This is a genomic window from Variovorax sp. N23 (genome assembly GCF_025486315.1).
In the GTDB taxonomy this organism is placed as follows: domain Bacteria; phylum Pseudomonadota; class Gammaproteobacteria; order Burkholderiales; family Burkholderiaceae_C; genus Variovorax.
This window is the reverse complement of record NZ_JAOOPY010000004.1, coordinates 270,015-291,689: the sequence shown is the minus strand read 5'-3', so window position 1 is coordinate 291,689 and position 21,675 is coordinate 270,015. Positions and strand designations below refer to the sequence as shown.

Annotated in this window: 18 protein-coding genes and 1 pseudogene; 8 read left to right on the top strand and 11 right to left on the bottom strand. The window is 67.3% G+C overall.

Translation table 11 applies throughout. The features are described 5' to 3' along the window. Positions 1 to 28: 28 nt before the first annotated feature. A complete protein-coding gene (locus N8A90_RS08705) occupies positions 29 to 502 on the bottom strand; it encodes a GNAT family N-acetyltransferase (protein WP_262074339.1) in 474 nt (157 codons plus the stop codon). Beyond that, positions 499 to 2,670 carry a methylmalonyl-CoA mutase gene (gene scpA / locus N8A90_RS08700; protein ID WP_262074338.1) on the bottom strand — a complete coding sequence of 724 codons (2,172 nt, stop codon included), beginning with the start codon at positions 2,668 to 2,670 and terminating at the stop codon, positions 499 to 501. The genes N8A90_RS08705 and scpA overlap by 4 nt, the downstream gene beginning before the upstream one ends. Before the next feature lie 105 nt (positions 2,671 to 2,775). Here scpA and N8A90_RS08695 point away from each other — a divergent pair, with 105 nt between their 5' ends. From N8A90_RS08695 to N8A90_RS08675, 5 genes are all read left to right on the top strand, one after another. After that, entirely contained in the window at positions 2,776 to 3,423 is a 648-nt protein-coding gene (locus tag N8A90_RS08695) for a GntR family transcriptional regulator (protein ID WP_262074336.1), read from the top strand. 343 nt (positions 3,424 to 3,766) lie between these two features. Continuing rightward, positions 3,767 to 6,310, top strand: coding sequence for a nitrite reductase large subunit NirB (gene nirB / locus N8A90_RS08690; RefSeq protein WP_262074333.1), 2,544 nt, complete (start codon positions 3,767 to 3,769; stop codon positions 6,308 to 6,310). A 19-nt stretch (positions 6,311 to 6,329) separates the two neighbouring features. Further along, entirely contained in the window at positions 6,330 to 6,668 is a 339-nt protein-coding gene (gene nirD, locus N8A90_RS08685; RefSeq protein ID WP_262074424.1) for a nitrite reductase small subunit NirD, read from the top strand. 42 nt (positions 6,669 to 6,710) lie between these two features. Then, the gene (locus tag N8A90_RS08680; protein ID WP_262074332.1) at positions 6,711 to 7,523 is read left to right on the top strand and encodes a formate/nitrite transporter family protein; all 813 of its coding nucleotides are present in this window, start codon (positions 6,711 to 6,713) and stop codon (positions 7,521 to 7,523) included. Then, positions 7,520 to 9,256 carry a bifunctional protein-serine/threonine kinase/phosphatase gene (locus tag N8A90_RS08675; RefSeq protein ID WP_262074331.1) on the top strand — a complete coding sequence of 579 codons (1,737 nt, stop codon included), beginning with the start codon at positions 7,520 to 7,522 and terminating at the stop codon, positions 9,254 to 9,256. Before N8A90_RS08680 ends, N8A90_RS08675 begins: the two co-directional genes overlap by 4 nt. 27 nt (positions 9,257 to 9,283) lie before the next feature. Here N8A90_RS08675 and dusA read toward each other — a convergent pair whose 3' ends face one another. Continuing rightward, positions 9,284 to 10,297: a tRNA dihydrouridine(20/20a) synthase DusA gene (gene dusA / locus N8A90_RS08670; RefSeq protein ID WP_262074330.1), complete on the bottom strand. Its 1,014-nt coding sequence runs from the start codon at positions 10,295 to 10,297 to the stop codon at positions 9,284 to 9,286. Positions 10,298 to 10,392: 95 nt separating this feature from the next. Between dusA and N8A90_RS08665 the strand changes: the two genes are divergently transcribed. The 3 genes from N8A90_RS08665 (at position 10,393) to N8A90_RS08655 (ending at position 13,504) form a co-directional block, all read left to right on the top strand. Next, positions 10,393 to 11,622: a site-specific integrase gene (locus N8A90_RS08665; protein ID WP_262074328.1), complete on the top strand. Its 1,230-nt coding sequence runs from the start codon at positions 10,393 to 10,395 to the stop codon at positions 11,620 to 11,622. A 233-nt stretch (positions 11,623 to 11,855) separates the two neighbouring features. After that, positions 11,856 to 12,593: a type IV toxin-antitoxin system AbiEi family antitoxin gene (locus N8A90_RS08660; protein ID WP_262074327.1), complete on the top strand. Its 738-nt coding sequence runs from the start codon at positions 11,856 to 11,858 to the stop codon at positions 12,591 to 12,593. Further along, positions 12,590 to 13,504, top strand: coding sequence for a nucleotidyl transferase AbiEii/AbiGii toxin family protein (locus N8A90_RS08655; RefSeq protein WP_262074324.1), 915 nt, complete (start codon positions 12,590 to 12,592; stop codon positions 13,502 to 13,504). Before N8A90_RS08660 ends, N8A90_RS08655 begins: the two co-directional genes overlap by 4 nt. A gap of 3 nt (positions 13,505 to 13,507) precedes the next feature. Here the strand turns inward: N8A90_RS08655 and N8A90_RS08650 are convergent, their stop codons facing one another. The 8 genes and pseudogenes from N8A90_RS08650 to trbE all read right to left on the bottom strand — a co-directional run bounded on the left by N8A90_RS08650 (position 13,508) and on the right by trbE (position 21,674). After that, the gene (locus N8A90_RS08650) at positions 13,508 to 13,759 is read right to left on the bottom strand and encodes a DUF2274 domain-containing protein (protein WP_262074322.1); all 252 of its coding nucleotides are present in this window, start codon (positions 13,757 to 13,759) and stop codon (positions 13,508 to 13,510) included. Further along, on the bottom strand, positions 13,756 to 15,036 hold the full coding sequence (locus N8A90_RS08645; protein ID WP_262074320.1) for a TrbI/VirB10 family protein: 1,281 nt from the start codon (positions 15,034 to 15,036) through the stop codon (positions 13,756 to 13,758). Before N8A90_RS08645 ends, N8A90_RS08650 begins: the two co-directional genes overlap by 4 nt. Continuing rightward, entirely contained in the window at positions 15,033 to 16,016 is a 984-nt protein-coding gene (gene trbG, locus N8A90_RS08640) for a P-type conjugative transfer protein TrbG (RefSeq protein WP_410087655.1), read from the bottom strand. Before trbG ends, N8A90_RS08645 begins: the two co-directional genes overlap by 4 nt. A 32-nt stretch (positions 16,017 to 16,048) precedes the next feature. Next, positions 16,049 to 16,753, bottom strand: coding sequence for a conjugal transfer protein TrbF (gene trbF / locus N8A90_RS08635; RefSeq protein WP_262074318.1), 705 nt, complete (start codon positions 16,751 to 16,753; stop codon positions 16,049 to 16,051). Between the two features lie 20 nt (positions 16,754 to 16,773). Then, positions 16,774 to 18,150 (bottom strand): P-type conjugative transfer protein TrbL, encoded by a 1,377-nt coding sequence (gene trbL, locus N8A90_RS08630; protein ID WP_262074317.1) that lies wholly within the window; start codon positions 18,148 to 18,150, stop codon positions 16,774 to 16,776. 80 nt (positions 18,151 to 18,230) lie between these two features. Next, a pseudogene (locus N8A90_RS08625) lies at positions 18,231 to 18,470 on the bottom strand (EexN family lipoprotein); the annotation flags it as partial. Positions 18,471 to 18,492: 22 nt separating this feature from the next. After that, complete coding sequence (gene trbJ / locus N8A90_RS08620; RefSeq protein ID WP_262074316.1) at positions 18,493 to 19,230, bottom strand: P-type conjugative transfer protein TrbJ; 738 nt, start codon at positions 19,228 to 19,230, stop codon at positions 18,493 to 18,495. Further along, positions 19,227 to 21,674: a conjugal transfer protein TrbE gene (gene trbE, locus N8A90_RS08615; RefSeq protein WP_262074315.1), complete on the bottom strand. Its 2,448-nt coding sequence runs from the start codon at positions 21,672 to 21,674 to the stop codon at positions 19,227 to 19,229. Before trbE ends, trbJ begins: the two co-directional genes overlap by 4 nt. Between the last annotated feature and the right edge of the window lies 1 nt (position 21,675).

Genomic DNA, 21,675 nt, shown 5'->3' with positions numbered 1-21,675 from the left:
ATCGCCCCTTCGAGCGTAGTCGCCAAGGTCAGCACGTCGCCTCCGCATCCGCATGCCAGCGGTAATGCAGATCCACGCCCTCCTCGCCTTCGAGCACGAAGCCGTGCCGCAGGTAGAAGCGGTTGGCATCGCTCTGCACGAGGGCGGTGAGCGTGATGTCGCGCTGCTGCGCACGCGCCTGGGCCTTGGCCCAGCGCATGACCCACTCGCCGATGCCGCGGCCCTGGAAGCCGGTGCGCAGATACAGGTGGTCGAGGCGCAAGGCGTCCGAGCCCTCGGGCTTGAGCGTGACGAAGCCGACGCGCTGTTCGCCATCGATGACGATGTGGTGCATGAAGGGCACCACGAAGCCGGCACTCAGCCGCTCGCGCGAACGTGCGAGGTCGAAGCGCCCGACCCGCTCCAGGCTTGGGCGCATCGCGTCGATGCGCACCGCCAGCATGTCCTCGAAATCGCCGGAATCCACCGACTGCAGCGACAGCCGCGACAGGAGATCGCTCACGCTGCGTCTTTGGCTGCGACCGACGCGCGGATCTGTTCGAGCACGTCCTTGGCGCTCGCCGGGATCGGCGTGCCGGGGCCGTAGATGCCCTTCACGCCGGCCTCGTACAGCATCTCGTAGTCGCCGCGCGGAATCACGCCGCCGACGAACACGATGATGTCGTCCGCGCCCTGCTTCTTGAGTTCTTCGATGATCGCGGGCACCAGCGTCTTGTGGCCTGCCGCCAGCGTGCTCACGCCCACGGCATGCACGTCGTTCTCGATGGCCTGGCGGGCACACTCTTCCGGCGTCTGGAACAGCGGGCCCATGTCGACGTCGAAGCCCAGGTCGGCGAACGCCGTGGCGACCACCTTGGCGCCGCGGTCATGCCCGTCCTGGCCCAGCTTGGAGATCATCACGCGCGGACGGCGGCCCTGCTCTTCGGCGAATGCCGCGATCTCGTGCTGCAGCGCTTCCCAGCCTTCGGCCGAGTCGTAGGCCGCGGCATAGACGCCGCTGACCTTCTGCGTGTCGGCGCGGTGGCGGCCATAGACCTTCTCGAGCGCGTCGCTGATCTCGCCCACCGTGGCGCGCAGGCGCACCGCGTCGATGCTCAGCGCCAGCAGGTTGCCCTCGCCGCTTTCGGCGGCGGCAGTGAGCGCATCGAGCGCGGCCTGCGTCTTCGCGCTGTCGCGGCTGGCGCGGATCGCCTTGAGCTTGGCGATCTGCCCGTCGCGCACCTTCACGTTGTCGATCGACAGACTGTCGATCGCGTCTTCGGTCTTGAGCTTGTACTTGTTGACGCCGACGATCACGTCGCGGCCCGAGTCGATGCGCGCCTGCTTGTCGGCCGCGGCCGCCTCGATCTTGAGCTTGGCCCAGCCGCTGTCGACGGCGCGGGTCATGCCGCCCATCGCCTCGACCTCTTCGATGATCGTCCAGGCCGCATCGGCCATGTCCTGCGTGAGCTTCTCCATCATGTAGCTGCCGGCCCAGGGGTCGATCACGCTGGTGATGTGGGTCTCTTCCTGGATGATGAGCTGCGTGTTGCGGGCGATGCGCGCGCTGAACTCGGTGGGCAGCGCGATGGCCTCGTCGAGCGCGTTGGTGTGCAGGCTCTGCGTGCCGCCGAACACCGCGGCCATGGCCTCGATGGTGGTGCGCACCACGTTGTTGTACGGGTCCTGCTCGGTCAGCGACCAGCCCGAGGTCTGGCAGTGGGTGCGCAGCATCAGGCTCTTGGGGTTCTGCGGATTGAACGCCTTCATGATCCGGCACCACAGCAGACGCGCGGCGCGCATCTTGGCAACCTCCAGATAGAAGTTCATGCCGATGGCCCAGAAGAAGCTGAGCCGCCCGGCGAAGCCGTCGACATCGAGCCCCTTGGCCAGCGCCGTCTTCACGTACTCCTTGCCGTCGGCCAGCGTGAAGGCCAGCTCCAGCGCCTGGTTGGCGCCGGCTTCCTGCATGTGGTAGCCGCTGATGCTGATCGAGTTGAACTTCGGCATCTTCTCTGCCGTGTACTCGATGATGTCGCCGATGATCCGCATGCTCGGCGCGGGCGGGAAGATGTAGGTGTTGCGGACCATGAACTCCTTGAGGATGTCGTTCTGGATGGTTCCGCTCAGCTGGTCCTGCGCCACGCCCTGCTCCTCGGCCGCCACCACGTAGCCCGCGAGCACCGGCAGCACCGCGCCGTTCATCGTCATCGACACGCTCACCTTGTCGAGCGGGATCTGGTCGAACAGGATCTTCATGTCCTCGACCGAATCGATCGCCACGCCGGCCTTGCCGACGTCGCCGGTCACGCGCGGGTGGTCGCTGTCGTAGCCGCGGTGGGTGGCCAGGTCGAAGGCCACGCTCACGCCCTGCCCGCCCGCGGCCAGCGCCTTGCGGTAGAAGGCGTTCGACTCTTCGGCGGTCGAGAAGCCAGCGTACTGGCGGATGGTCCAGGGGCGCACCGCGTACATGGTGGCCTGCGGGCCGCGCAGGTAAGGCTCGAAGCCGGGCAGCGTGTCGGTGTACTTCAGGCCCTGCAGGTCGGCCGCGGTGTAGAGCGGCTTGACCGTGATGCCGTCGGGCGTGCGCCAGTTCAGCGCTTCGACGTTTCCGCCGGGTGCGGACTTGGCGGCGGCCTTCGTCCATGCCGCCAGGTCAGCGGTCTTGAAGGTGGGTTCGGGAGTGCTCATGGCTTGGCGGACGCGGGGGTCCGCGCTCGTCTCGGTGTTGGTTTCGACGAGTCTAACCATCCGTAATTATTAATTCAAACAAAATTTGTGCGGTACATTCGCCCCATGTCCGCCGCCACCCTCACGCCCCGCGCCCTCTACGAAGAGGTCGCCGAACTGCTGCGCCAACGCATCTTCAGCCGCGAGCTGGAGCCCGGCAGCTGGATCGACGAGATGAAGATCGCGGAGGAATACGGCATCAGCCGCACCCCCCTGCGCGAGGCGCTCAAGGTGCTGGCCGCCGAGGGCCTGGTGACGATGAAGGTGCGCCGCGGCGCCTATGTGACGGAGGTGTCGCAGCAGGACCTGGCGGATGTGTACCACCTGCTCTCGCTGCTGGAGTCCGACGCGGCCGGCGTGGTGGCCGAGCGTGCGACCGAGGCCCAGTTGCACACCCTGCAGTTGCTCCACGCCGAACTGGAAGCCGCCGCCATTCCGGGCCAGGTCGACCGCGAACATTTCTTCGCGATCAACGAGCGCTTCCACATGCAACTGCTGGCCATCGCCAACAACCGCTGGCGCGACCAGATGGTGGCCGACCTGCGCAAAGTGATGAAGCTCAACCGCCACAACTCGCTGCTCAAGTCGGGGCGCATCGACGAGTCGCTGCGGGAGCACCGCGCGCTGATGGCCGCGATCGTGGCCCGGGACCCCACCGCCGCCATGGCCCGCATGCGCGAGCACTTCAGCAACGGCCTCGAAGCGGCGGCCTGAGCGCCGGCGCGTGTCGGCCCATTGTTGGGGCCGGCCACCCTGATTTGGTGCCGGCATGGCAGGCGGCAAGCCTGCGCTGCACCGATCCCTGCGCCAAACGGCACGATTCACCGGGCATGAATCGTGCGTCACCTGCTGCGACCACCGCCGCAGTGCCGCTGCGATGGTCATCGCCTCCGCCAACGACGGCGGAACCCGAGACTCGCTGAAGCGTTCATCCGCCCGGCACTCGGTCGTTCCAACCCGATTTCGTTCCGCATCCCGCGGGGGCCCAGGCTGTGTCGCACCATCGCGATGCAGCGACTGCACGGCACCCCACGGGGCCGGACGTGCAGGATTCAACATGAAAATCATCGTCGTCGGTCATGGCATGGTGGGCCACAAGTTCCTCGAGGAGCTTCACCAGCAGGGCCTCTCGCATGCCGAGGTCACGGTGCTCTGCGAGGAAGCTCGCCCCGCCTACGACCGGGTGCACCTCTCCGAATTCTTCGCCGGCAAGACGGCCGACGACCTGTCGCTGGTCGCGCCGGACTTCTTCGCGCGCAGCGGCTTCTCGCTGCGCCTGGCGGCACGGGCCGCCGCCATCGAGCGCCGCGACAACACCGTGACCACCGTCGACGGCGAGGTGCTGCCCTACGACAAGCTGGTGCTGGCCACGGGGTCGGTCCCCTTCGTGCCGCCGGTGCCGGGCCGCGACAGGCCGCACACCTTCGTCTACCGCACCATCGAAGACCTGGAGGGCATGAAGGCCAGTGGCGCCCACTCCAAGACCGGCGTCGTGATCGGCGGCGGCCTGCTCGGGCTCGAATGCGCCAAGGCGCTGCGCGACCTGGGCCTGGAGACCCATGTCGTCGAGTTCGCGCCGCGCCTGATGGCCGTGCAGGTCGACGACGGCGGCGGGCGTGTGCTGCGCACGAAAATCGAGGAGCTGGGCGTGCGCGTGCACACCGGCCGCAACACGGTGGACATCACCGACGGGGCCACAGCCCGCCACCGCATGGTGTTCGCCGACGGCACCTGGCTGGAGACCGACATGATCGTGTTCTCCGCCGGCATCCGCCCGCGCGACGAGCTGGCGCGGCAGAGCCTGCTGGCCCTCGGCGCGCGCGGCGGCATCGCCATCGACGACCACTGCCGCACCAGCGACCGCGACGTCTACGCGATCGGCGAATGCGCGTCGTGGAACGAGCAGACCTTCGGCCTCGTGGCGCCAGGCTACGAGATGGCGCGCGTGGCAGCCCGGCACGTGGCCGGCGATGCCGAGGCCGCCTTCGCCGGTGCCGACATGAGCACCAAGCTCAAGCTGATGGGCGTCGATGTGGCGAGCATCGGCGACGCGCACGGCAAGACGCCCAACAGCCGCAACTACCAGTACATCGACGAGCGCAAGCAGGTCTACAAGAAGATCGTGATCAGCGAGGACGGCAAGACCTTGCTCGGCGCCGTGCTGGTGGGCAATGCCGACGAGTACGGCACGCTGCTGCAGATGGCGCTCAACGGCATCGCGCTGCCGGCCGAGCCCGAGTTCCTGATCCTGCCGTCGAGCGACGGCAAGGCCAAGCCGGGCCTGGGTGTGGAGGCGCTGCCCGACACCGCGCAGATCTGCTCGTGCAACAACGTGAGCAAGGCGCAGATCAGCGCGGCCGTGGTGAGCCTGGGTGAAAAGGGCGCCTGCACCATCGCCGAGATCAAGGCCTGCACCAAGGCCGGCGCTACCTGCGGCGGCTGCGTGCCGCTGGTCACGCAAGTGATGAAGTTCGAGATGGCCAAGCGCGGCATGGCGGTCAACAACCACCTGTGCGAACACTTCGCCTATTCGCGCCAGGAGATCTACCACCTGGTGCGCGTCGGCCAGATCCGGTCCTTCGACGACCTGATGCACAAGCACGGAAAAGGCCTGGGCTGCGACATCTGCAAGCCTGTGGCCGCCAGCGTGCTGGCCTCGGTCTGGAACGAGTTCGTGCTCAAGCCCCAACTGGCCAGCCTGCAGGACAGCAACGACTACTTCCTGGGGAACATCCAGAAGGACGGCACCTACTCCGTCGTCCCGCGCATGCCTGGCGGCGAGGTCACGCCCGACGGCCTGATCGCCGTGGGCCAGGTCGCCAAGAAGTACGGCCTGTACACCAAGGTGACGGGCGGCGCACGCGTCGACATGTTCGGCGCCCGCGTAGACCAGCTGCCGCTGATCTGGGAAGAGCTGATCGCCGCCGGCTTCGAGAGCGGCCATGCGTACGGCAAGTCGCTGCGCACCGTGAAGAGCTGCGTGGGCTCGACCTGGTGCCGCTACGGCGTGGACGATTCGGTCGGCCTGGCCGTGCAGCTGGAGAACCGCTACAAGGGCCTGCGCGCGCCGCACAAGATCAAGTTCGGCGTCTCGGGCTGCACCCGCGAATGCGCCGAGGCACAGGGCAAGGACGTCGGCATCATCGCCACCGACAAGGGCTGGAACCTCTACGTCTGCGGCAACGGCGGCATGAAGCCGCGCCATGCCGAACTGATCGCCAGCGACCTGACGAAGGATGCGCTCATCGCGCTGATCGACCGCTTCCTGATGTTCTACGTGCGCACGGCCGACCGCCTGCAGCGCACCAGCACCTGGCGCGACAACCTCGAAGGCGGGCTCGACTACCTCAAGGACGTGCTGATCGCCGACAGCCTGGGGCTCGGCACCGAGCTGGAAGCGCAGATGCAGCACGTGGTCGACACCTACCAGTGCGAATGGAAGACCGCCGTGACCGACCCGACCGTGCGCCAGCGCTTTCGCACCTTCGTCAACAGCGACAAGGCCGACGAACGCATCGTCTTCATCCAGGAGCGCGGCCAGATCCGCCCGGCCCGGCCCGACGAGACCGCCGCAGCACCGGCCGAGGCCACGCCGGCCTGACCCCCCGAGAACCATGCACATGCCCACCGACACCCTGCCATGGACCGCCGTCTGCGCGGCCGACGACATCCTCCCGAACACCGGCGTCTGCGCGCTGGTGCAGGGGCGCCATGTCGCGGTCTTCCGCATCGGCGACGACCGCTTCCACGCCATCGACAACGTCGACCCGCAATCGGGCGCCAGCGTGCTGTCGCGCGGGCTGGTCGGCAGCCTGGGCGACCGCGTCGTGGTCGCTTCGCCGCTCTACAAGAACCACTTCGACCTGCGCACCGGCGAATGCCTCGAAGCGCCGCAGAACTCGGTGCGCACCCACACGGTGCGCATCGACGGCGGCCGCGTGCTGGTCGCGCTCGGCTGAACGCCGCCCCTTCATCTCTCTTCTTTTTGTTCAGGTAATCACATGGCCTATCTCGCACCTGCCGAATTCGTGACCAAGATGGTCGACGCCGGCGAATCCAAGCTGCTGATGTCGACCCGCGACACCCTCATCCGTTCCTACATGGCCGGCGCCATCCTCGCGCTGGCCGCGGCCTTCGCCGTCACCGTGACGGTCAACACGGGCAATGCGCTGGTCGGCGCGATGCTGTTCCCGGTCGGCTTCATCATGCTGTACCTGATGGGCTTCGACCTCTTGACCGGCGTGTTCACGCTCGCGCCGCTGGCCGTGTTCGACAAGCGCCCCGGCGCCACCTGGGGCGGCGTGATGCGCAACTGGAGCCTGGTGTTCTGCGGCAACTTCGCCGGCGCGCTGACGGTGGCCGTCTTCATGGCGATCATCTTCACCTTTGGCTTCAGCGAAGCACCCAACGCCGTCGGCGAGAAGCTCGGCCACATTGGCGAGGGCCGCACGGTGGGCTATGCCGCGCACGGCGCCGCCGGCATGCTGACGCTGTTCATCCGCGGCGTGATGTGCAACTGGATGGTCTCCACCGGCGTGGTCGCGGCCATGATGTCGACCACCGTGTCGGGCAAGGCCATCGGCATGTGGATGCCGGTCATGATCTTTTTCTACATGGGCTTCGAGCATTCCATCGTCAACATGTTCCTGTTCCCCACCGGACTGATGCTCGGCGGCAAGTTCACGCTGATGGACTACCTGATCTGGAACGAGATCCCGACCGTGCTGGGCAACCTGGTGGGCGGCCTGACCTTCGTCGGCGCCACGCTGTACGCCACGCACTACAAGACCGGGCCCAAGCGCAAGATCGCATGAGCCCACGCCTGCGGGTGACGCTGGGCCAGCATTCGCTGGCCAGCACGCAGCACGCCAACCAGGACTTCCACGGCGCGTGCCTGCCGTCGGGGCATGTGCTCGCGAGCAAGGGCATCGCGCTGGCGCTGGCCGACGGCATCAGCTCCAGCAGCGTGAGCCAGGTGGCCGCCCAGACCGCCGTGCGCGCCTTCCTGGAGGACTACTACGCGACCTCCGATGCGTGGTCGGTCCGGCGCGCGGCGCAGCGCGTGCTGGCCGCCACCAATGCCTGGCTGCACGCCCAGAACATGCACGGCGACGCGCGCTTCGACCGCGACCGCGGCCAAGTCTGCACCTTCAGCGCGCTGGTCCTCAAGGGCCGCGACCTGCACCTGCTGCATGTCGGCGATGCACGCCTGTTCCGCCTGCACGCCCATGCGCTGGAGCAGTTGTCGGAAGACCACCGCGTGCGCCTGTCCTCGGCCGAGTCCTACCTGGGCCGCGCCCTGGGAACCGGCCCGAACGTCGAGATCGACTACCGCTGCTGGGAAGCCGAGCGCGGTGAGATCTACCTGCTAGCGACCGACGGCGCCTATGCGCACCTCGATGCCGCTGCGGTGCACGAGGCGCTGGCCCGCCACGCCGACGACTTCGACGCGGCGGCGGCCTGGCTGGTGGCCCGGTCGCGCGAACGCGGCAGTGTCGACGACGCCACGCTGCAGCTGCTTCGGATCGACGCGCTGCCCGAGGCCGATGCACCCCACCCGCAACTCACGCGCGACGGGCTGGCCCTGCCGCCGCCGCTGGCGCCGCGCATGGTGTTCGAGGGCCTCACCATCGTGCGCGAACTGCAGGTCGGCCCGCGCAGCCACGTGCACCTCGCGCTGGACACGGACAGCCAGCAGCAGGTCGTGCTCAAGACACCCTCGACCGACCTGCGGGATGACGCCGAGGCGCTCGACCGCTTCGTGCTGGAAGAATGGGTCGCGCGCCGCATCGACAGCCCGCACGTCATCAAGGCCTGGGCCGGGGACCGCCCGCGCAGCCATCTGTTCGTGGCGATGGAATACATCGACGGCCAGACCCTCGCGCAATGGATGGTCGACCACCCGCGACCCTCGCTCGACAGCGTGCGCGCCATCGTGTCGCAACTGGCGCGGGGCCTGCAGGCGTTGCACGGGCGGGAGATGCTGCACCAGGACCTGCGCCCCGAGAACGTGATGATCGACCGGCACGGCACGGTGAAGCTCATCGACCTGGGCACCGTGCATGTGGCAGGGCTGGCCGAAGGCCGGCACGACGCGCAAACGGCCGCCGCGCCCGGCACCCTGCAGTACATGGCGCCGGAGTACCTGCTGGGCCATGGCGGCAGCCCGCGTGCCGACCTGTTCTCGCTGGCCACCATCACCTACCAGATGCTCGGCGGCCAACTGCCCTACGGCCTGCAGGCGGCGCGGGTTCGCACGCCGCGCGACGTGCGCGGCCTGCGCTATGTGCCGCTGCGTCATGTGCGGCCGGAACTGCCGGTGTGGCTGGATGCGGTGCTGGGCAAGGCGCTGCACCCCGATCCGTCCAAGCGGCAGGAGGCGGTGTCGGAGTTCGCGCACGACCTCCAGTCGCCCGGCCCGTCGTTCCACCGTTCGCGGGCCACGCCCCTGGTCGAACGCGACCCGGTGCGCTTCTGGCGGTGCGTCGCCCTGCTGCTGGCGCTGGCGACCGTCTTTCTGATCGGCCTGCGCGTGCTGGGGCGCTGACGCGCTTCGCGCTGTGGCCTGAACGCCTCAGTCGGCCAGCAGTACCGGCTCGACCGGCTGTGCGTGCGCCAGGGCCATGACGGCATGGGGCGCCTCGCCCTTGAGGCGGTGGTCGCTCCACACCTGGCGCCAGCGGCGCGCGCCGGGCAGGCCGTTGCGCAGGCCCAGCATGTGCCGCGCGACGTTCGACCACGGCGTGCCGTGCTCGGCCGCCTCGCGCACCATGTAGTCGCACATCTGCCGCTCGATGTCCTCGCGCGACAGTTCATGCGCCGGCTCGCCGAAGAAGGCGGCATCCCACTCGGCCAGCCACCAGGGGTTGTGGTACGCCTCGCGGCCGACCATCACGCCGTCGAGCAGGCGCAGCTGCTGGTGCACCTGCTCGGTCTGCGCGATGCCGCCGTTGATGGAAAAGCGCAGCGCGGGGAAGTCGTGCTTGAGCCGATGAACCAGCTCGTAGCGCAGCGGCGGCACCTCGCGGTTCTGCTTGGGCGACAGGCCCTGCAGCCACGCGTTGCGCGCATGGACGATGAAGGTGCGGCAGCCCGCCTCGCTCACCGTGCCGACGAAGTCGCGCACGAAGTCGTAGCTCTCGGTCTTGTCGATGCCGATGCGGTGCTTGACCGTGACCGGCACGTCGACCACGTCGACCATCGCCTTCACGCCATCGGCCACCAGCTGCGGCTCGGCCATCAGGCAGGCGCCGAAGGCACCGCGCTGCACCCGCTCGCTCGGACAGCCGCAGTTCAGGTTGATCTCGTCGTAACCCCAGTCCTCGCCGAGCTTGGCGCAGTGCGCCAGGTCGGCCGGCTCGCTGCCGCCGAGCTGGAGGGCCACCGGGTGCTCCTCGGCGTTGAAACGCAGGTGCCGCGGCACGTCACCATGCACCAGCGCGCCGGTCGTCACCATCTCGGTGTAGAGCAACGCGCGCCGGGTGAGCAGGCGGTGGAAGAATCGGCAATGGCGGTCGGTCCAGTCCATCATAGGAGCGACCGAGACGACTTTCTCTTTTAAATTCAACAACTTAGCGTTATCATTCATACACTTAACCACCCTCGTGTGCACGCTCGTGTGCACTGAAATTTGCCCGAATACGCCCTGTTTCGCCCTGTCAGTGCACACATAGAGCACACGAAATGCCCACCTTCACGAAGCTTCCGTCCGGCAACACGCGCGCGCAAGTCCGCCGTAAGGGTGTCTATGCGAGTGAAACCTTTCGACGGTACAGGGACGCCCAGGAATGGGCTCTCGCAACGGAGCGCCGCATCGATCTGGGCGACGCACCCCGCCGGTCAAAGGTCAAGGATCCGACCACATTCGGCGATTTGATCGATCTGCATGTCACCGACATGAAGGAAGTGCGGAGAGCGCCCCGGCGGTCCAAGGCCTTCACCCTCGATGCCTTGAAGACCAAATTGGGCAAGTTGAAGCTGAAGGACCTCACGCGCGAGCGGCTCATCCAGTTTGGCAAGGACCGCGCCAGGGAAGGCGCAGGTCCCATCACCATCAGCATGGACATCGGCTACATCAAGCTCGTAGTTTCTCACGCGGCGGCCGTGCATGGCACTCAGGTTCAGGTTGAGCCCATTGATCTGGCTCGCATTGCGCTCAAGCGCCTGGGCCTGGTCGGAAAGGGGCGGGAACGGGACCGCCGCCCTACCCTCGACGAGTTGCAAGCGCTTGCCGACTATTTCGCCGGAAATCAGCGGCAGATCATTCCTCTCGGACGAATCATGCGTTTCGCAGTTGCCACCGCCATGCGGCAGGACGAGATCTGTCGCATTCGCTGGGAGGACGTCGATGCCCGGGCTCGTACCGTGATCGTGCGGGACCGAAAAGACCCACGAGACAAGAACGGCAATGACCAGAAAGTACCACTGCTGGATGTCACCGGATTCGATGCCTGGGCCATTCTCCAGGAGCAGCGGCCTTTCTCCGGAGGCAGCAGCTTTGTCTTCCCCTACAACGGCCGCTCTGTGGGGACCGCGTTCCGTCGCGCATGCAAGGAGCTGCGCATCAGGAACCTCAAATTCCACGACCTCCGGCACGAAGCGGCCAGTCGCCTCTTCGAGGCGGGGTTCACGATCGAGCAGGCCGCGCTCGTAACAGGACACAAAGATTGGAAGATGCTCAAGCGGTACACCCATCTGAGACCAGAAGATCTGCATGCCCTCAGGCCAAAGAACATTCCGACAACGCTCGATTTAGCATTCGATCCGACGCCTGCAGACATTGCCCTGGGTGCGTGGGCCAGTCCGGAGCAGAGTGCTCAACGGACCACCTCGAGTTTTTCAGGCCAGCGATCGCTGCCGCCGTCCCAAGATAGGGAGCGCAAGGCACTTGGGCTCGATAGCCGTTCAGCTTGAACGCTGAGCGTTTGATCACGCCCCGTGCGGCTGTCGCACGGCCTTCAAGCGTGCCGCTGTCAACTGGTTCTTGGGACGCATAGCGTCTCGCGATGCGTCGGAATAGCCCGCTTGCAACCTCGCAGCTCAACAATCCATAGATTTGAATTATTTCTGATTGTCGTAGCAATACTACGACTCACCCCAGTGAAACAAAATTTGCGACCTTTTGAATTGTTTAGCAAAATCGCAGTATGGCTACGACAAATAGAACAAAACTAAGTAACCTCTATGGCAACTGGGCGCCGGGAAGCCCGTTGACATCCGCAGACTTGGCCGCACGGAGCATCTCCGCCGACCTCGCTGTGCACTATGTGCGTGCAGGCTGGCTCACTCGCTTGGCACGCGGCGTGTACTGCCGCCCGAACGATGTGCTGCAACTGCACCCCTGCCTGCTCCTGCTTGAACGAACCATTGACGGTCTGCATGTCGGCGGCAAGTCATCGCTCGACTGGTATGGGGTACGACACTACGTGTCGCAGCAACCCGTCTTGCAACTTTACGGCTGGACGGCGGCGAAGCTGCCCGACTGGTTCACCGAGCGCTTCCCGGCCGAATACCACCGCAAACGCCTGTTCGACGAAATACCGGGGGCCCTGCTGCATGTCGGCCCGTTCGAGAAGCGCGTCGGCGCGGCGCGGGTTTCAGCGCCGGAACGCGGCTTCCTTGAAGTGCTCAGCGAAGTCGGCGTGAGACAGCCGCTGAAAGAAGCGCGCGAGCTGGCAGAGAGCGGATACGGCTTGCGTGCCGATGTGCTGCGCGAACTGTTGCAACGCTGCACCAGCGTCAAGACCGTGCGTCTGTGTCTGCAACTCGGGGGTGAACTCTCCCTGCCCTGGGCGAAGAAGCTGGACCCCTCGCACTTGCCCACCGGCAGCGCCAGGGCCTGGGTGTCCCGCTCGTCCGACGGGCTTCTGGTGCTCAAGCCATGAACCAGACCTACCTCGACACCGCCCGGCTGTTGACGCAGATCGCGCCGCTCGTCTTCGCGGACGGAACCTTCGCGCTCAAGGGCGGCACCGCGATCAATCTGTTCATCCGGGACATGCCACGGCTCTCGGTCGATCTGGATCTGGTCTTCCCCGACCACAGCTTGCCTCGCGACGCAGCACTCGCCCGCATCAATGACGCCATCCGGCACGCTGCCGAGCGGCTGAATGCTCGAGGGTTTCAGACGCACACGCTGGCGACGGCCGAGGCCGGCGAAACCAAACTGCTGGTGCGACGCGGAAAGATCGAAGTGAAGGTCGAAGTGAACTTCGTGATGCGTGGCACCGTCCGTCCCGTGCGCGCTGCGGCCCTGACGCCCGCGGCCCGCGAGGCCTTGCTGGCTGAACTGGAGATTCCGGTGGTATCGCTGGAGGACGTGTACGGCGGGAAGCTCGTCGCGGCCATGGATCGCCAGCATCCCCGCGACCTGTTTGACGTGATGCAGCTGTTCGCTCACGAAGGCATCACTCCCGGCATTCGACGGGCCTTCGTGGTCTACATCGCCAGCCACAACCGTCCCGTCCATGAAGTCCTGTTCCCGGCCATGCGTGATATCGGCCAGGAGTACGAACGCAATTTCAGGGGCATGACCACCGAGCCTGTGGCATTGGACGCGCTGCTCGTCGCACGCGAGCGCATGGTGCATGAATTGCAAAGCAGCCTCGATGCCGACGAGCGCCGCTTTCTGCTGTCGCTCGTCAATGGGCAACCCGAATGGCGGTTGCTGAGCATTGCGCATGCGGAGGATCTGCCGGGCATTCGCTGGAAGCTGCAGAACCTGGCGCAGCTGCAACGCAAGAGTCCTGCAAAGTTCGCCGAGCAAGCCGACCTGCTGGCGCGGCGCCTCGGGTAAGGGCTATGCGCTCGGATCGATCGGCCTCGGCTGCTTCACCCTCAGCGCCGCCTTGAAGCCACGGTCGCGCGCGATGAAGGCCGAGAGCATGTGCGGGATCAGCCCTACCGCATCCACCGGTCCATGCAGCCGACTGTGCACCGCGGCATAGGCATCAAGCTGCAGCTTGAGCTCGGCTGGCACGGCGATGGTCAGCTTGACGACCTCCGCCCTGGGCAGCGCGCCCAAGCTCAAGCGCGTGGTGTTCCTGCTCATTGCGACGAACCGCGCTGGAAGAACAGCGGCTGGTAGGGCCGCAGGATCAGGTCCTTGCTCACCATCACCCGCATCGGAAACCCCGGCCGGATCGTCAACGTCGGTTGGATGCTCGCATTGCGCCTGGTGATCTCCTGCCCGACCTGGCTGATCGAGTCCTGCGTGCCTTCGCGAATCGCGATCACGGTCCGATTGCCGTCTTGACCCGTGCTGCTCTCCGGGGCGGCCAGCTCCGCCCCGACGCCCAACAGTGTCGACAGGGCCGCCCCTGCGAGGATCCGCTCCCAGTGCCAGTCGACCCCATCCTCGAGCCCTGCATAACCGGCCGGGTCGATCCCCGGCAAGCGGTCCAGTGCCACCGACGAGGTGTCCGGCAGGATCAGCCGTGTCCACACCAGCAGCACGCGCCGCTGCCCGAACGACACCTGGCTGTCGTAGCGTCCCATCAGGCGCGAGCCCTGCGGGATCAACAGATGACGCCCTGTGGCCGTGTCGTACACCGCCTCGGTGACGTTGGCGATCACCTGCCCCGGCAGGTCCGAATTGATGCCCGTCACCAATGCCGCGGAGATCACCGTGCCGGCCATCACCTGGTACGGCGATGCGGGCAGCTGCAGACTCCCCTGGTTGCGCGTGCCGCCCTCGCCCGCCTTCGTCATGAACGCCGCTTTGGCATCCTGCCGGTTCTGCGCAGTCGTCGGATCTGCAGGGGCAGCCGACGTGCCGGCAGCCATTGCATCGAACGGGTTCGGGCTCGAGCCAGCAATAGCTGCGCTCGTGCGCGTGTCTGGAGTCGTCGGCGAGGGTGCAGACACCGCCCTGCCGCCACCGCCGCCACCGGCCCCCCGGAAGAAGACCGGCGACCGCGCCGCCTCGTCGGCCGCCAGTTGCGCCGGGTCCGTGCCGCGCGGCGTCATACGCGGGTCCCCTGGTTGCTGCGATTTCACGATGGCAGGCCCCAGGTCGCCCGGCAGCGGCTCGCCCAGCACCGGCGGCGCTGCCTTCGGTGTCGGTGCAAGGCCGGCGTAATCCTTGGGCAACCGATCGAGGTTCTCAGACCTCGCGATGCGATCAACGTTGTACAGCTCATTCGCCGGTACATGGGAACGCTGCTGCGACTGCAGCGTCCACAAGGTGCCCCCCAGCACGGCCGCCGCCAGCGTGCCGGCGCCGACGGCCAGCACCCGGCGATTCAGGCGAACGACAGGACGCGGCTGCGCCCGCAGCGCCAGGGTCTCCGGATCGGCCTTGGGTAATGGTGCAGCGGTCTCGCTCACGATCCACTCCCGCGCGGCGCGCCATCGGTGCGTTCGATGCGCACGACCTCGGCCTTGCCCCCCTTGAACCCGCCCAGCCGCAGCTCGGCCGCTCCGAAGAGCCGGTCCACCACGTAGTACGGCGACCGGAAGCGGTAATTGACGAGCTGGCCGTCCCCCTGTGGTCCGATGACGAAGAGAGGCGGCAACTCGCCCTGGGCGATGCCGCCCGGGAACTGGATGTAGACCCTCTGCCCATCGTCGAAGGCGCGCAATGGCCTCCAGGACGGGCCGTCGCCCGTGATCGCATAGCGGAAGCGGATCTGTTCCAGCGACAGGCCCGCATCCACGGGTGCCGCCGCCTGGGCCTCGCGTGCCTGTTTCTGCAGCGCGAGCATCCGATCCCTCGGGTAGTCCCACGACACCGACGCCATCCAGGCCTGCGGCGTGGAAGACAGCTCCAGCAGGTAGGTCCGCCGGTTCGTGGTGATGACGAGGTTGGTCTTGAGACCGGTGCGCGTTGGCTTCACCAGGACGTTCACGCGCAGGGTGGCCCCCGAGCCGCTGGCCGTGTCGCCCACGATCCAGCGCACCGTGTCGCCGGCGGAGACCGTCACCAGCTCCTCGCCTTCCTGCAGCGCGATGACGGTCACCCGCCCCGGGCTGGTGTAGACCTGGTACAGCGCACCGTCCGCATAGGGCCAGACCTGGATGGCATTGACGTAGCCTTCACGCGTAGGCGCGATGCGCGCTTCGTCATTCGCGCGCGAGACACGCACCCGGTCGTCGGCCGGCTCCGGCACCGGCTTCGCCTCCGCCTCGGCCGGCAGCGCTTTCATCTGCTCCGGCAATGGCGCCGGAACCGCAACCACCTCGACGGGCATCACCGGTTCGGGCAACGCCTTCGCAGCCACGGCCACAGGTTCATCGAGAGAGATCACCGGCGGCGGTTTGACCTGCGTCGCACAGCCCGAAACGGTCAACAGCGTGGCAAGAGGGATCGAGAGCGACGTGGCTCTACGGCTATGTTGCTTCACGGCTTGGCTCCTTGCGATGCGTCGAGTTCACGACTCCACGACAGACCGTTGACGTAAATGCCCAACGGGTTCTTGCGCAGCCGCTCCTCGGTACGAGGCGGCTGCAGCACGACGGACAGCACCGCCGTCCAGCGCTCGACGCCGGCAGGGGAGCCGTTGACATAACTGCGCTCGATCCAGCGCACCTGGAACGAGGTGTCGCTCGCTCGCACCACGCTGGTCACCTCCACCGCGACGGAGTTCTGCCCGACGCGGGCGAACGGATCGTGCGTGCGCGCGTGGTCGTTCAGCGTCGCGGCGCCTCGGTCGGTCGTGTAGTCGTAGGCTTCGAGCCAGTTCCGACGAACCACCACCGGGTCGATGGAGAGCGAGCGCACATCGCTGACGAAGCGCGCCAGGTGAAACGCGATCTGCGCGTCGGTGGGCCTGTACGGCGCGGCTGCTTCGCCCACGGCCCGCACTTGCCCGGCGTGGTCCACCTCGACAACATAGGGCGTCACGATGGACTGGGCCGAGCGCCAGACCAGACCGCCGGCCATGAGCAGTGCCAGCGACAAGGCGCCGAAGGCCATCAGCCGCCAGTTCTTCGCCTGCACCCGGCTCTCGCCGATGCGCTGGTCCCAGACCTGGGCGGCGGCCTGGTAGGGAGTGACGGGCTCCGGCGTGTCCGAGTACCGCACCTGGGGTCGTTTGAAACGCATGGGTTCTCCTCAGCAGTCGATCAAGGGTTGGCGTTGTCCTGCAGGCTCGGGCTGGCGCCACTGCCGCCGTGGTCGCCCGAGCGCAACACGTGGGCGGCGGTGGTCGCGGCGTGGGTCGCCTGCTGCTTGCGGCGCATGCGCCGCGCCCATGCCGGTTCGGATGCAGGCGCGGCGGCCGCGCTGCCTTCGGCGGATGCTCCGGATGCAGAGAAAGACGCCGGTGCCGCTGCGTCGGCCACGAAGTCCGCCACGCGGTCCGTGACCGCCCTGGCACCGGACGCGATGCGCTGGCCGGCCGCACTCGCGCCGGCCTTGGCGACGTTGGCGAGCCCGGCACCGGCTGCGCGCGTTCTGGCACCATCCGCTGCGGCAGCCCCCGCCTGGTAGGCCGACTTCGCGCCGCTGGCCAGGGCACTGGCCGAGCGCGCGGCATTCGCTCCGCCTCCGATGACCGCACGCGCCGCACCGGGCGCCATCCGTGCGCCCGCTGCGACCGCGGAACCGGCGCCAGCCACGGCCGCACCGCCGGTCACGGCAAGCCCTGCCGCACCGATGGCGGTGCCGACGGCGGCACCCGCGCCAAGCTGCGGCGCGCCGGCCACCAACCCGGTCGCGATTCCCGGTCCAAAGATCCCGAGGCCCAGCATCGCCAGCGATGCCAGCATGATGATCAGCGCATGGTCGATGCTCGGGTCGGCACCGGGCGGGACGGTGAACTCGGCGAAGAGTCCGGAGCCGATCCCCACGATGACCGCCAGCACCAGCACCTTGACGCCGGACGACACCACGTTGCCGAGCACCTTCTCGGCCAGGAACGCCGTCTTGTTCCACAGCGCGAACGGCACCAGCACAAAGCCGGCGAGCGTCGTCAGCTTGAACTCGATCAGCGTGACGAAGAGCTGCACCGCCAGGATGAAGAAGGTCACGATCAGCACGAGCCACGCGAGGAACAACACCGCGATGGTGTCCAGGTGGGCGAACACCTCCGGAAACCCGGTCATGTTGTTGATCTGCTCCATGATCGGGCGAGCTGCGTCGATGCCCACCTTGGCGAGTTGGCCGGGCTGCAGCAGCTGTGCCTGGCTCATGCCCGAGCCGGATGCTGTCAAGCCCAACCCAGCGAATGACTGGAAGACGATGCCGGCGAGGCTGTTGAAGTTGCCCAGGATGTAGGCGAAGGTGCCCACGTACAGCACCTTTCGGACGAGCTTGGCGATCACGTCATCGCCCTGGCCAGAGGCATGGCTCATGGCCCAGAACAGCCCTGCAAGGGTCATGTCGATCGCGATCAACGTGACAGTCAGAAAGGCGACCTCGCCGCGCAGCAACCCGAAGCCAGAGTCGATATAGCGCGAGAACACATCCAGAAAGCGGTCGATCACCGCAGCGTCCTGCACGGCTATTCCTCGGAAGCCGAGTACACGGGCGATCGAGATGCCGGCGCGGGCGCAGCGGCACGGCCGTCCTGCCAGAACCCGCGCGGAGGAGATGCCGGCGGCGTGTACTTCGGTCCACCGCTGCCAAAGAAGCGTCTGCGCGTGGCTTCGACCACCGCATTGCACTGCACCTCGCCCACCTGCGCGCGGCCGGCCCGGCACTGCGTGCGCAGTTCCCGGAGGCGCTCCGGATTCGCCACGAGCGAATCGACGGACTCGATCGGTGCGGGCTTGCCGCAGGCGGCCAACAGCAGCGCCGAAGCCACCCACGCATGGGTCAGAAGCGAGTGCACGGCACGCCCCTCACTCGCTGTAGAAGTTAACCGTGTAGGGCGTGTACGGCGTGCCCGACCCCATGAAGCGCCGCCGCACCTCGCGCGCACGCTCTTGGACAGCGACCTGCCGCGCCTGTTCCAAGGCGGCCGCACGGTCCTGGGTGATCTGGAGCTGCTGCGCCTGCATCGCCTGCCGGGCCTGCAGCGCGAGCAGTTGGTTGGTCGCCTGCGTGGCTTGCAGTGCGCCCACGGCCGACTGGCTGCGGTTGAGCAGATCCGTCAGCGTCGATTCGTCCGAGGCGAAGTTCTGCATCGCCTGCGACTGCACCTGGGTCGCAGTGCGAAGCGCCTCGAGCGAATTTGTCCAGCGCCTGCGCGCATCGAGCACCATCTGGCCGCTGGAAACCGACGCACTGAACGACGCCGGATACAGCTGCTGGAACTGCGCCTCCATCTGCTGGACGTTGAAGGCCAGGCCCCGGGCCTGCTGGATCAGCTGGTTCGTCGCCGACAGGGCCGCGCGCAGTTCGTTCAGTGCGCTGAAGTCCAGGCTCGTCAGGTTCTTCGCCTGGTTCATGAGCGACTGCGCCTGGTTCTGCAGCTGCTTGATCTGGTTGTTGATCTGCTCGAGCGTGTTGGCCGCCGTCATGATGTTCTGCGCCAGGTTCGTAGGATCGATCACGACCCACTGCGCATGCACCGCGGGCGCCATGCCGATCAGCGATGCAGCCGCAGCAGCGACCAAGGATTTGCGAAGCTTCTTCATGGCGACTTCTCCTGCAAGGTAGGTGAAGGAAACGGGAACGACGGGATGAGATCGGCCGCCCAGTCCAGGCCGCGATGGCGCAGCCAGGCCGCAGCGAATGGGTCGGCCCCGCCATCGGCGAGCACTGCATCCATGGCGCGCTGGTCTTCCGGCGACGACGCCCCCGCGAAAGCCAGCGCCACCGGCCCCAGCCCGAGATCGAACACCCGGTTGCCGAGCCGCGACTGGTAGTAGTAGTCGCGCTTGGGCTGCGCGGTCGCGACGATCTCGATCTGCCGGGTGTTCAGTCCGAAGCCCTCGTAGATCGACCGGATCTGTGGCTCGGTCGCCTGCGGGTTCGGCAGGAAGATCCGGCTCGCGCAGCTCTCGACGATGGCCGGCGCGACGGTCGAGTCCTTCACGTCGGCCAGCGACTGGGTCGCGAAGACGACCGACACGTTCTTCTTGCGCAGCGTCTTGAGCCACTGCCGGATGCGCGACGCGAAGACCGGGTCGTCCAAAAAAAGCCAGGCCTCGTCCAGGATCAGCAGCGTCGGCGCACCATCGAATCGCGCGTCGAAACGGGCGAAGAGGTAGCCCAGCACGGCCATCACCGCGGCCTTGCTCTGCATCAGCTCCTCCATCTCGAAGCATTGGATGGCGCCGTCGCCCAGGCGGTCAGAATCGGCGTCGAGCAGCCTGCCGTGGGCACCACCGAGCACATAGGGCTGCAGGGCCAGCCGCAGCGCGTTCGACTGCAGCAGCACAGACAAGCCGGTCATCGTGCGCTGGTCCACCGGTGCGCTGGCGAGGCTGTTCAGCGCCGACCATACCGCATCCTTCTCGGGCGGGCCGACGACCACGCCCTCCTGCAGCAGCCGGCCCTCGATCCACTCGGCCGCCCAGGCACGCTCGCCGTCCCGGTCGATGCGCGCCAACGGCTGGAACGCGATGGCCCCTTCGGCCCCGAGGTCGTAGTGCTCGCCGCCCAGACCGAGCACGGTGGCGCGCATCGAGCGCCCCATGTCGAAGACCAGGATCTGCGACCCCGCGTAGCGCCGGAACTGCATCGCCAGCGTGGCGAGCAGCACCGACTTGCCCATCCCCGTCGGCCCAACCACCAGGGTGTGGCCCACATCGCCGATGTGCGTGACCAGGCGGAACGGCGTCGCACCGTCGGTGCGGGTGACGATGAGCGGCGGGCCGTCGAGGTGCGCGTTCTTCTCCGGCCCCGCCCACACGGCCGACACCGGCATCATGTGCGCCAGGTTCAGCGTCGAGACGAGGGGCTGGCGCACGTTCGCATAGGCATGGCCGGGGACCGACGACAACCAGGCGTCCACCGCATTCAGGGTCTCGGGGATCGTCACGAACCCACGCCCCTGGATGGCGCGCTCGACCTGCCGCAGCTTCTCGTCGGCCGAGGCAGCATCCACGTCCAGCAGCGTCACGGTGGCGGTGACATAGCCGAAGGCCACCTGGTCGCTGCCGAGCTCCTGCAAGGCCGCGTCGGCATCCGAGGCCTTGTTCGCCGCATCGGAATCGAGCAGCGGACTCTCCTGCTGGAAGATCGTCTCGCGCAGCAGCGCCACGATGTTCTTGCGCTTGACGAACCACTGGCGCCTCAGGCGTGCGAGCTCCTTCTCGGCTTCGGACTTGTCCAGGCAGATGAAGCGCGTGCTCCAGCGGTACGCGAAGCCCAGGCGGTTCAGGTCATCGAGCAGGCCGGGCCAGGTCGACGTCGGAAAGCCCCGCACCGTCAGCACCCGAAGATGCGCGCTGCCCAACATCGGCGCGAGCCCGCCCACGAGGGGCTCGTCGGCCAGCAGCGCATCGAGGTGCATGGGCACCTCGGGCGCCGCCACCGGATGGCCTCTCGTCGAGATGCACGCATGCAGGTAGGTCAGGCTCTGTCCGTCGTTGAGCCAGGCGATCTCCGGCATCACGCCTTCGAGCAGGCCGAAGATCCGTTCGGTCTCGGCCACGAAGGCGCCCAGCCGCGCCCGCCAGTCCGGGCCGTCCGCCCCGTCCGTCGTCTGGTTCTCGTAGAGCAGCCGGCCGGCCCGCGCGCGCGACTCCTCGGGCGGCAGGTACAGCAGCGTCAGGTGGTAACGGCTCTCGAAGTGGCTCGACGCCTCCTCGAAGGCCGCGCGGCGCTCCTCATCGACCAGCCAGGACAAGGGCTCCGGGAAGGACGACTCGGGATAGTCCGCGGCCGGCCGGCGCTCGGCGCCCACGAACAGGGCCCAGCCCGATCCGAACCGGCGCAGCGCGTTGTTCAGCCGTGCCGACGTGGCGACCAGCTCACCCGGTGTCGCGCTGTCGAGGTCCGGTCCCCGGAAACGCGCCGTGCGCTGGAAGGCGCCGTCCTTGTTGAGCACGACGCCGGGGGCGACCAGACCGGCCCACGGGAGCCAGTCGGCCAGCAGTGCCGGACGCCTGCGGTATTCGGTGAGGTTCATCATC

Excerpts from the sequence above, each read along its gene's own strand:
- scpA (WP_262074338.1), bottom strand. The coding sequence starts at position 2,670 with ATGAGCACTCCCGAACCCACCTTCAAGACCGCTGACCTGGCGGCATGG.
- N8A90_RS08695 (WP_262074336.1), top strand. The coding sequence starts at position 2,776 with ATGTCCGCCGCCACCCTCACGCCCCGCGCCCTCTACGAAGAGGTCGCC.
- nirB (WP_262074333.1), top strand. The coding sequence starts at position 3,767 with ATGAAAATCATCGTCGTCGGTCATGGCATGGTGGGCCACAAGTTCCTC.
- nirD (WP_262074424.1), top strand. The coding sequence starts at position 6,330 with ATGCCCACCGACACCCTGCCATGGACCGCCGTCTGCGCGGCCGACGAC.
- N8A90_RS08680 (WP_262074332.1), top strand. The coding sequence starts at position 6,711 with ATGGCCTATCTCGCACCTGCCGAATTCGTGACCAAGATGGTCGACGCC.
- N8A90_RS08675 (WP_262074331.1), top strand. The coding sequence starts at position 7,520 with ATGAGCCCACGCCTGCGGGTGACGCTGGGCCAGCATTCGCTGGCCAGC.
- dusA (WP_262074330.1), bottom strand. The coding sequence starts at position 10,297 with ATGAATGATAACGCTAAGTTGTTGAATTTAAAAGAGAAAGTCGTCTCG.
- N8A90_RS08665 (WP_262074328.1), top strand. The coding sequence starts at position 10,393 with ATGCCCACCTTCACGAAGCTTCCGTCCGGCAACACGCGCGCGCAAGTC.
- N8A90_RS08660 (WP_262074327.1), top strand. The coding sequence starts at position 11,856 with ATGGCTACGACAAATAGAACAAAACTAAGTAACCTCTATGGCAACTGG.
- N8A90_RS08655 (WP_262074324.1), top strand. The coding sequence starts at position 12,590 with ATGAACCAGACCTACCTCGACACCGCCCGGCTGTTGACGCAGATCGCG.
- N8A90_RS08650 (WP_262074322.1), bottom strand. The coding sequence starts at position 13,759 with ATGAGCAGGAACACCACGCGCTTGAGCTTGGGCGCGCTGCCCAGGGCG.
- trbF (WP_262074318.1), bottom strand. The coding sequence starts at position 16,753 with ATGCGTTTCAAACGACCCCAGGTGCGGTACTCGGACACGCCGGAGCCC.
- trbJ (WP_262074316.1), bottom strand. The coding sequence starts at position 19,230 with ATGAAGAAGCTTCGCAAATCCTTGGTCGCTGCTGCGGCTGCATCGCTG.
- trbE (WP_262074315.1), bottom strand. The coding sequence starts at position 21,674 with ATGATGAACCTCACCGAATACCGCAGGCGTCCGGCACTGCTGGCCGAC.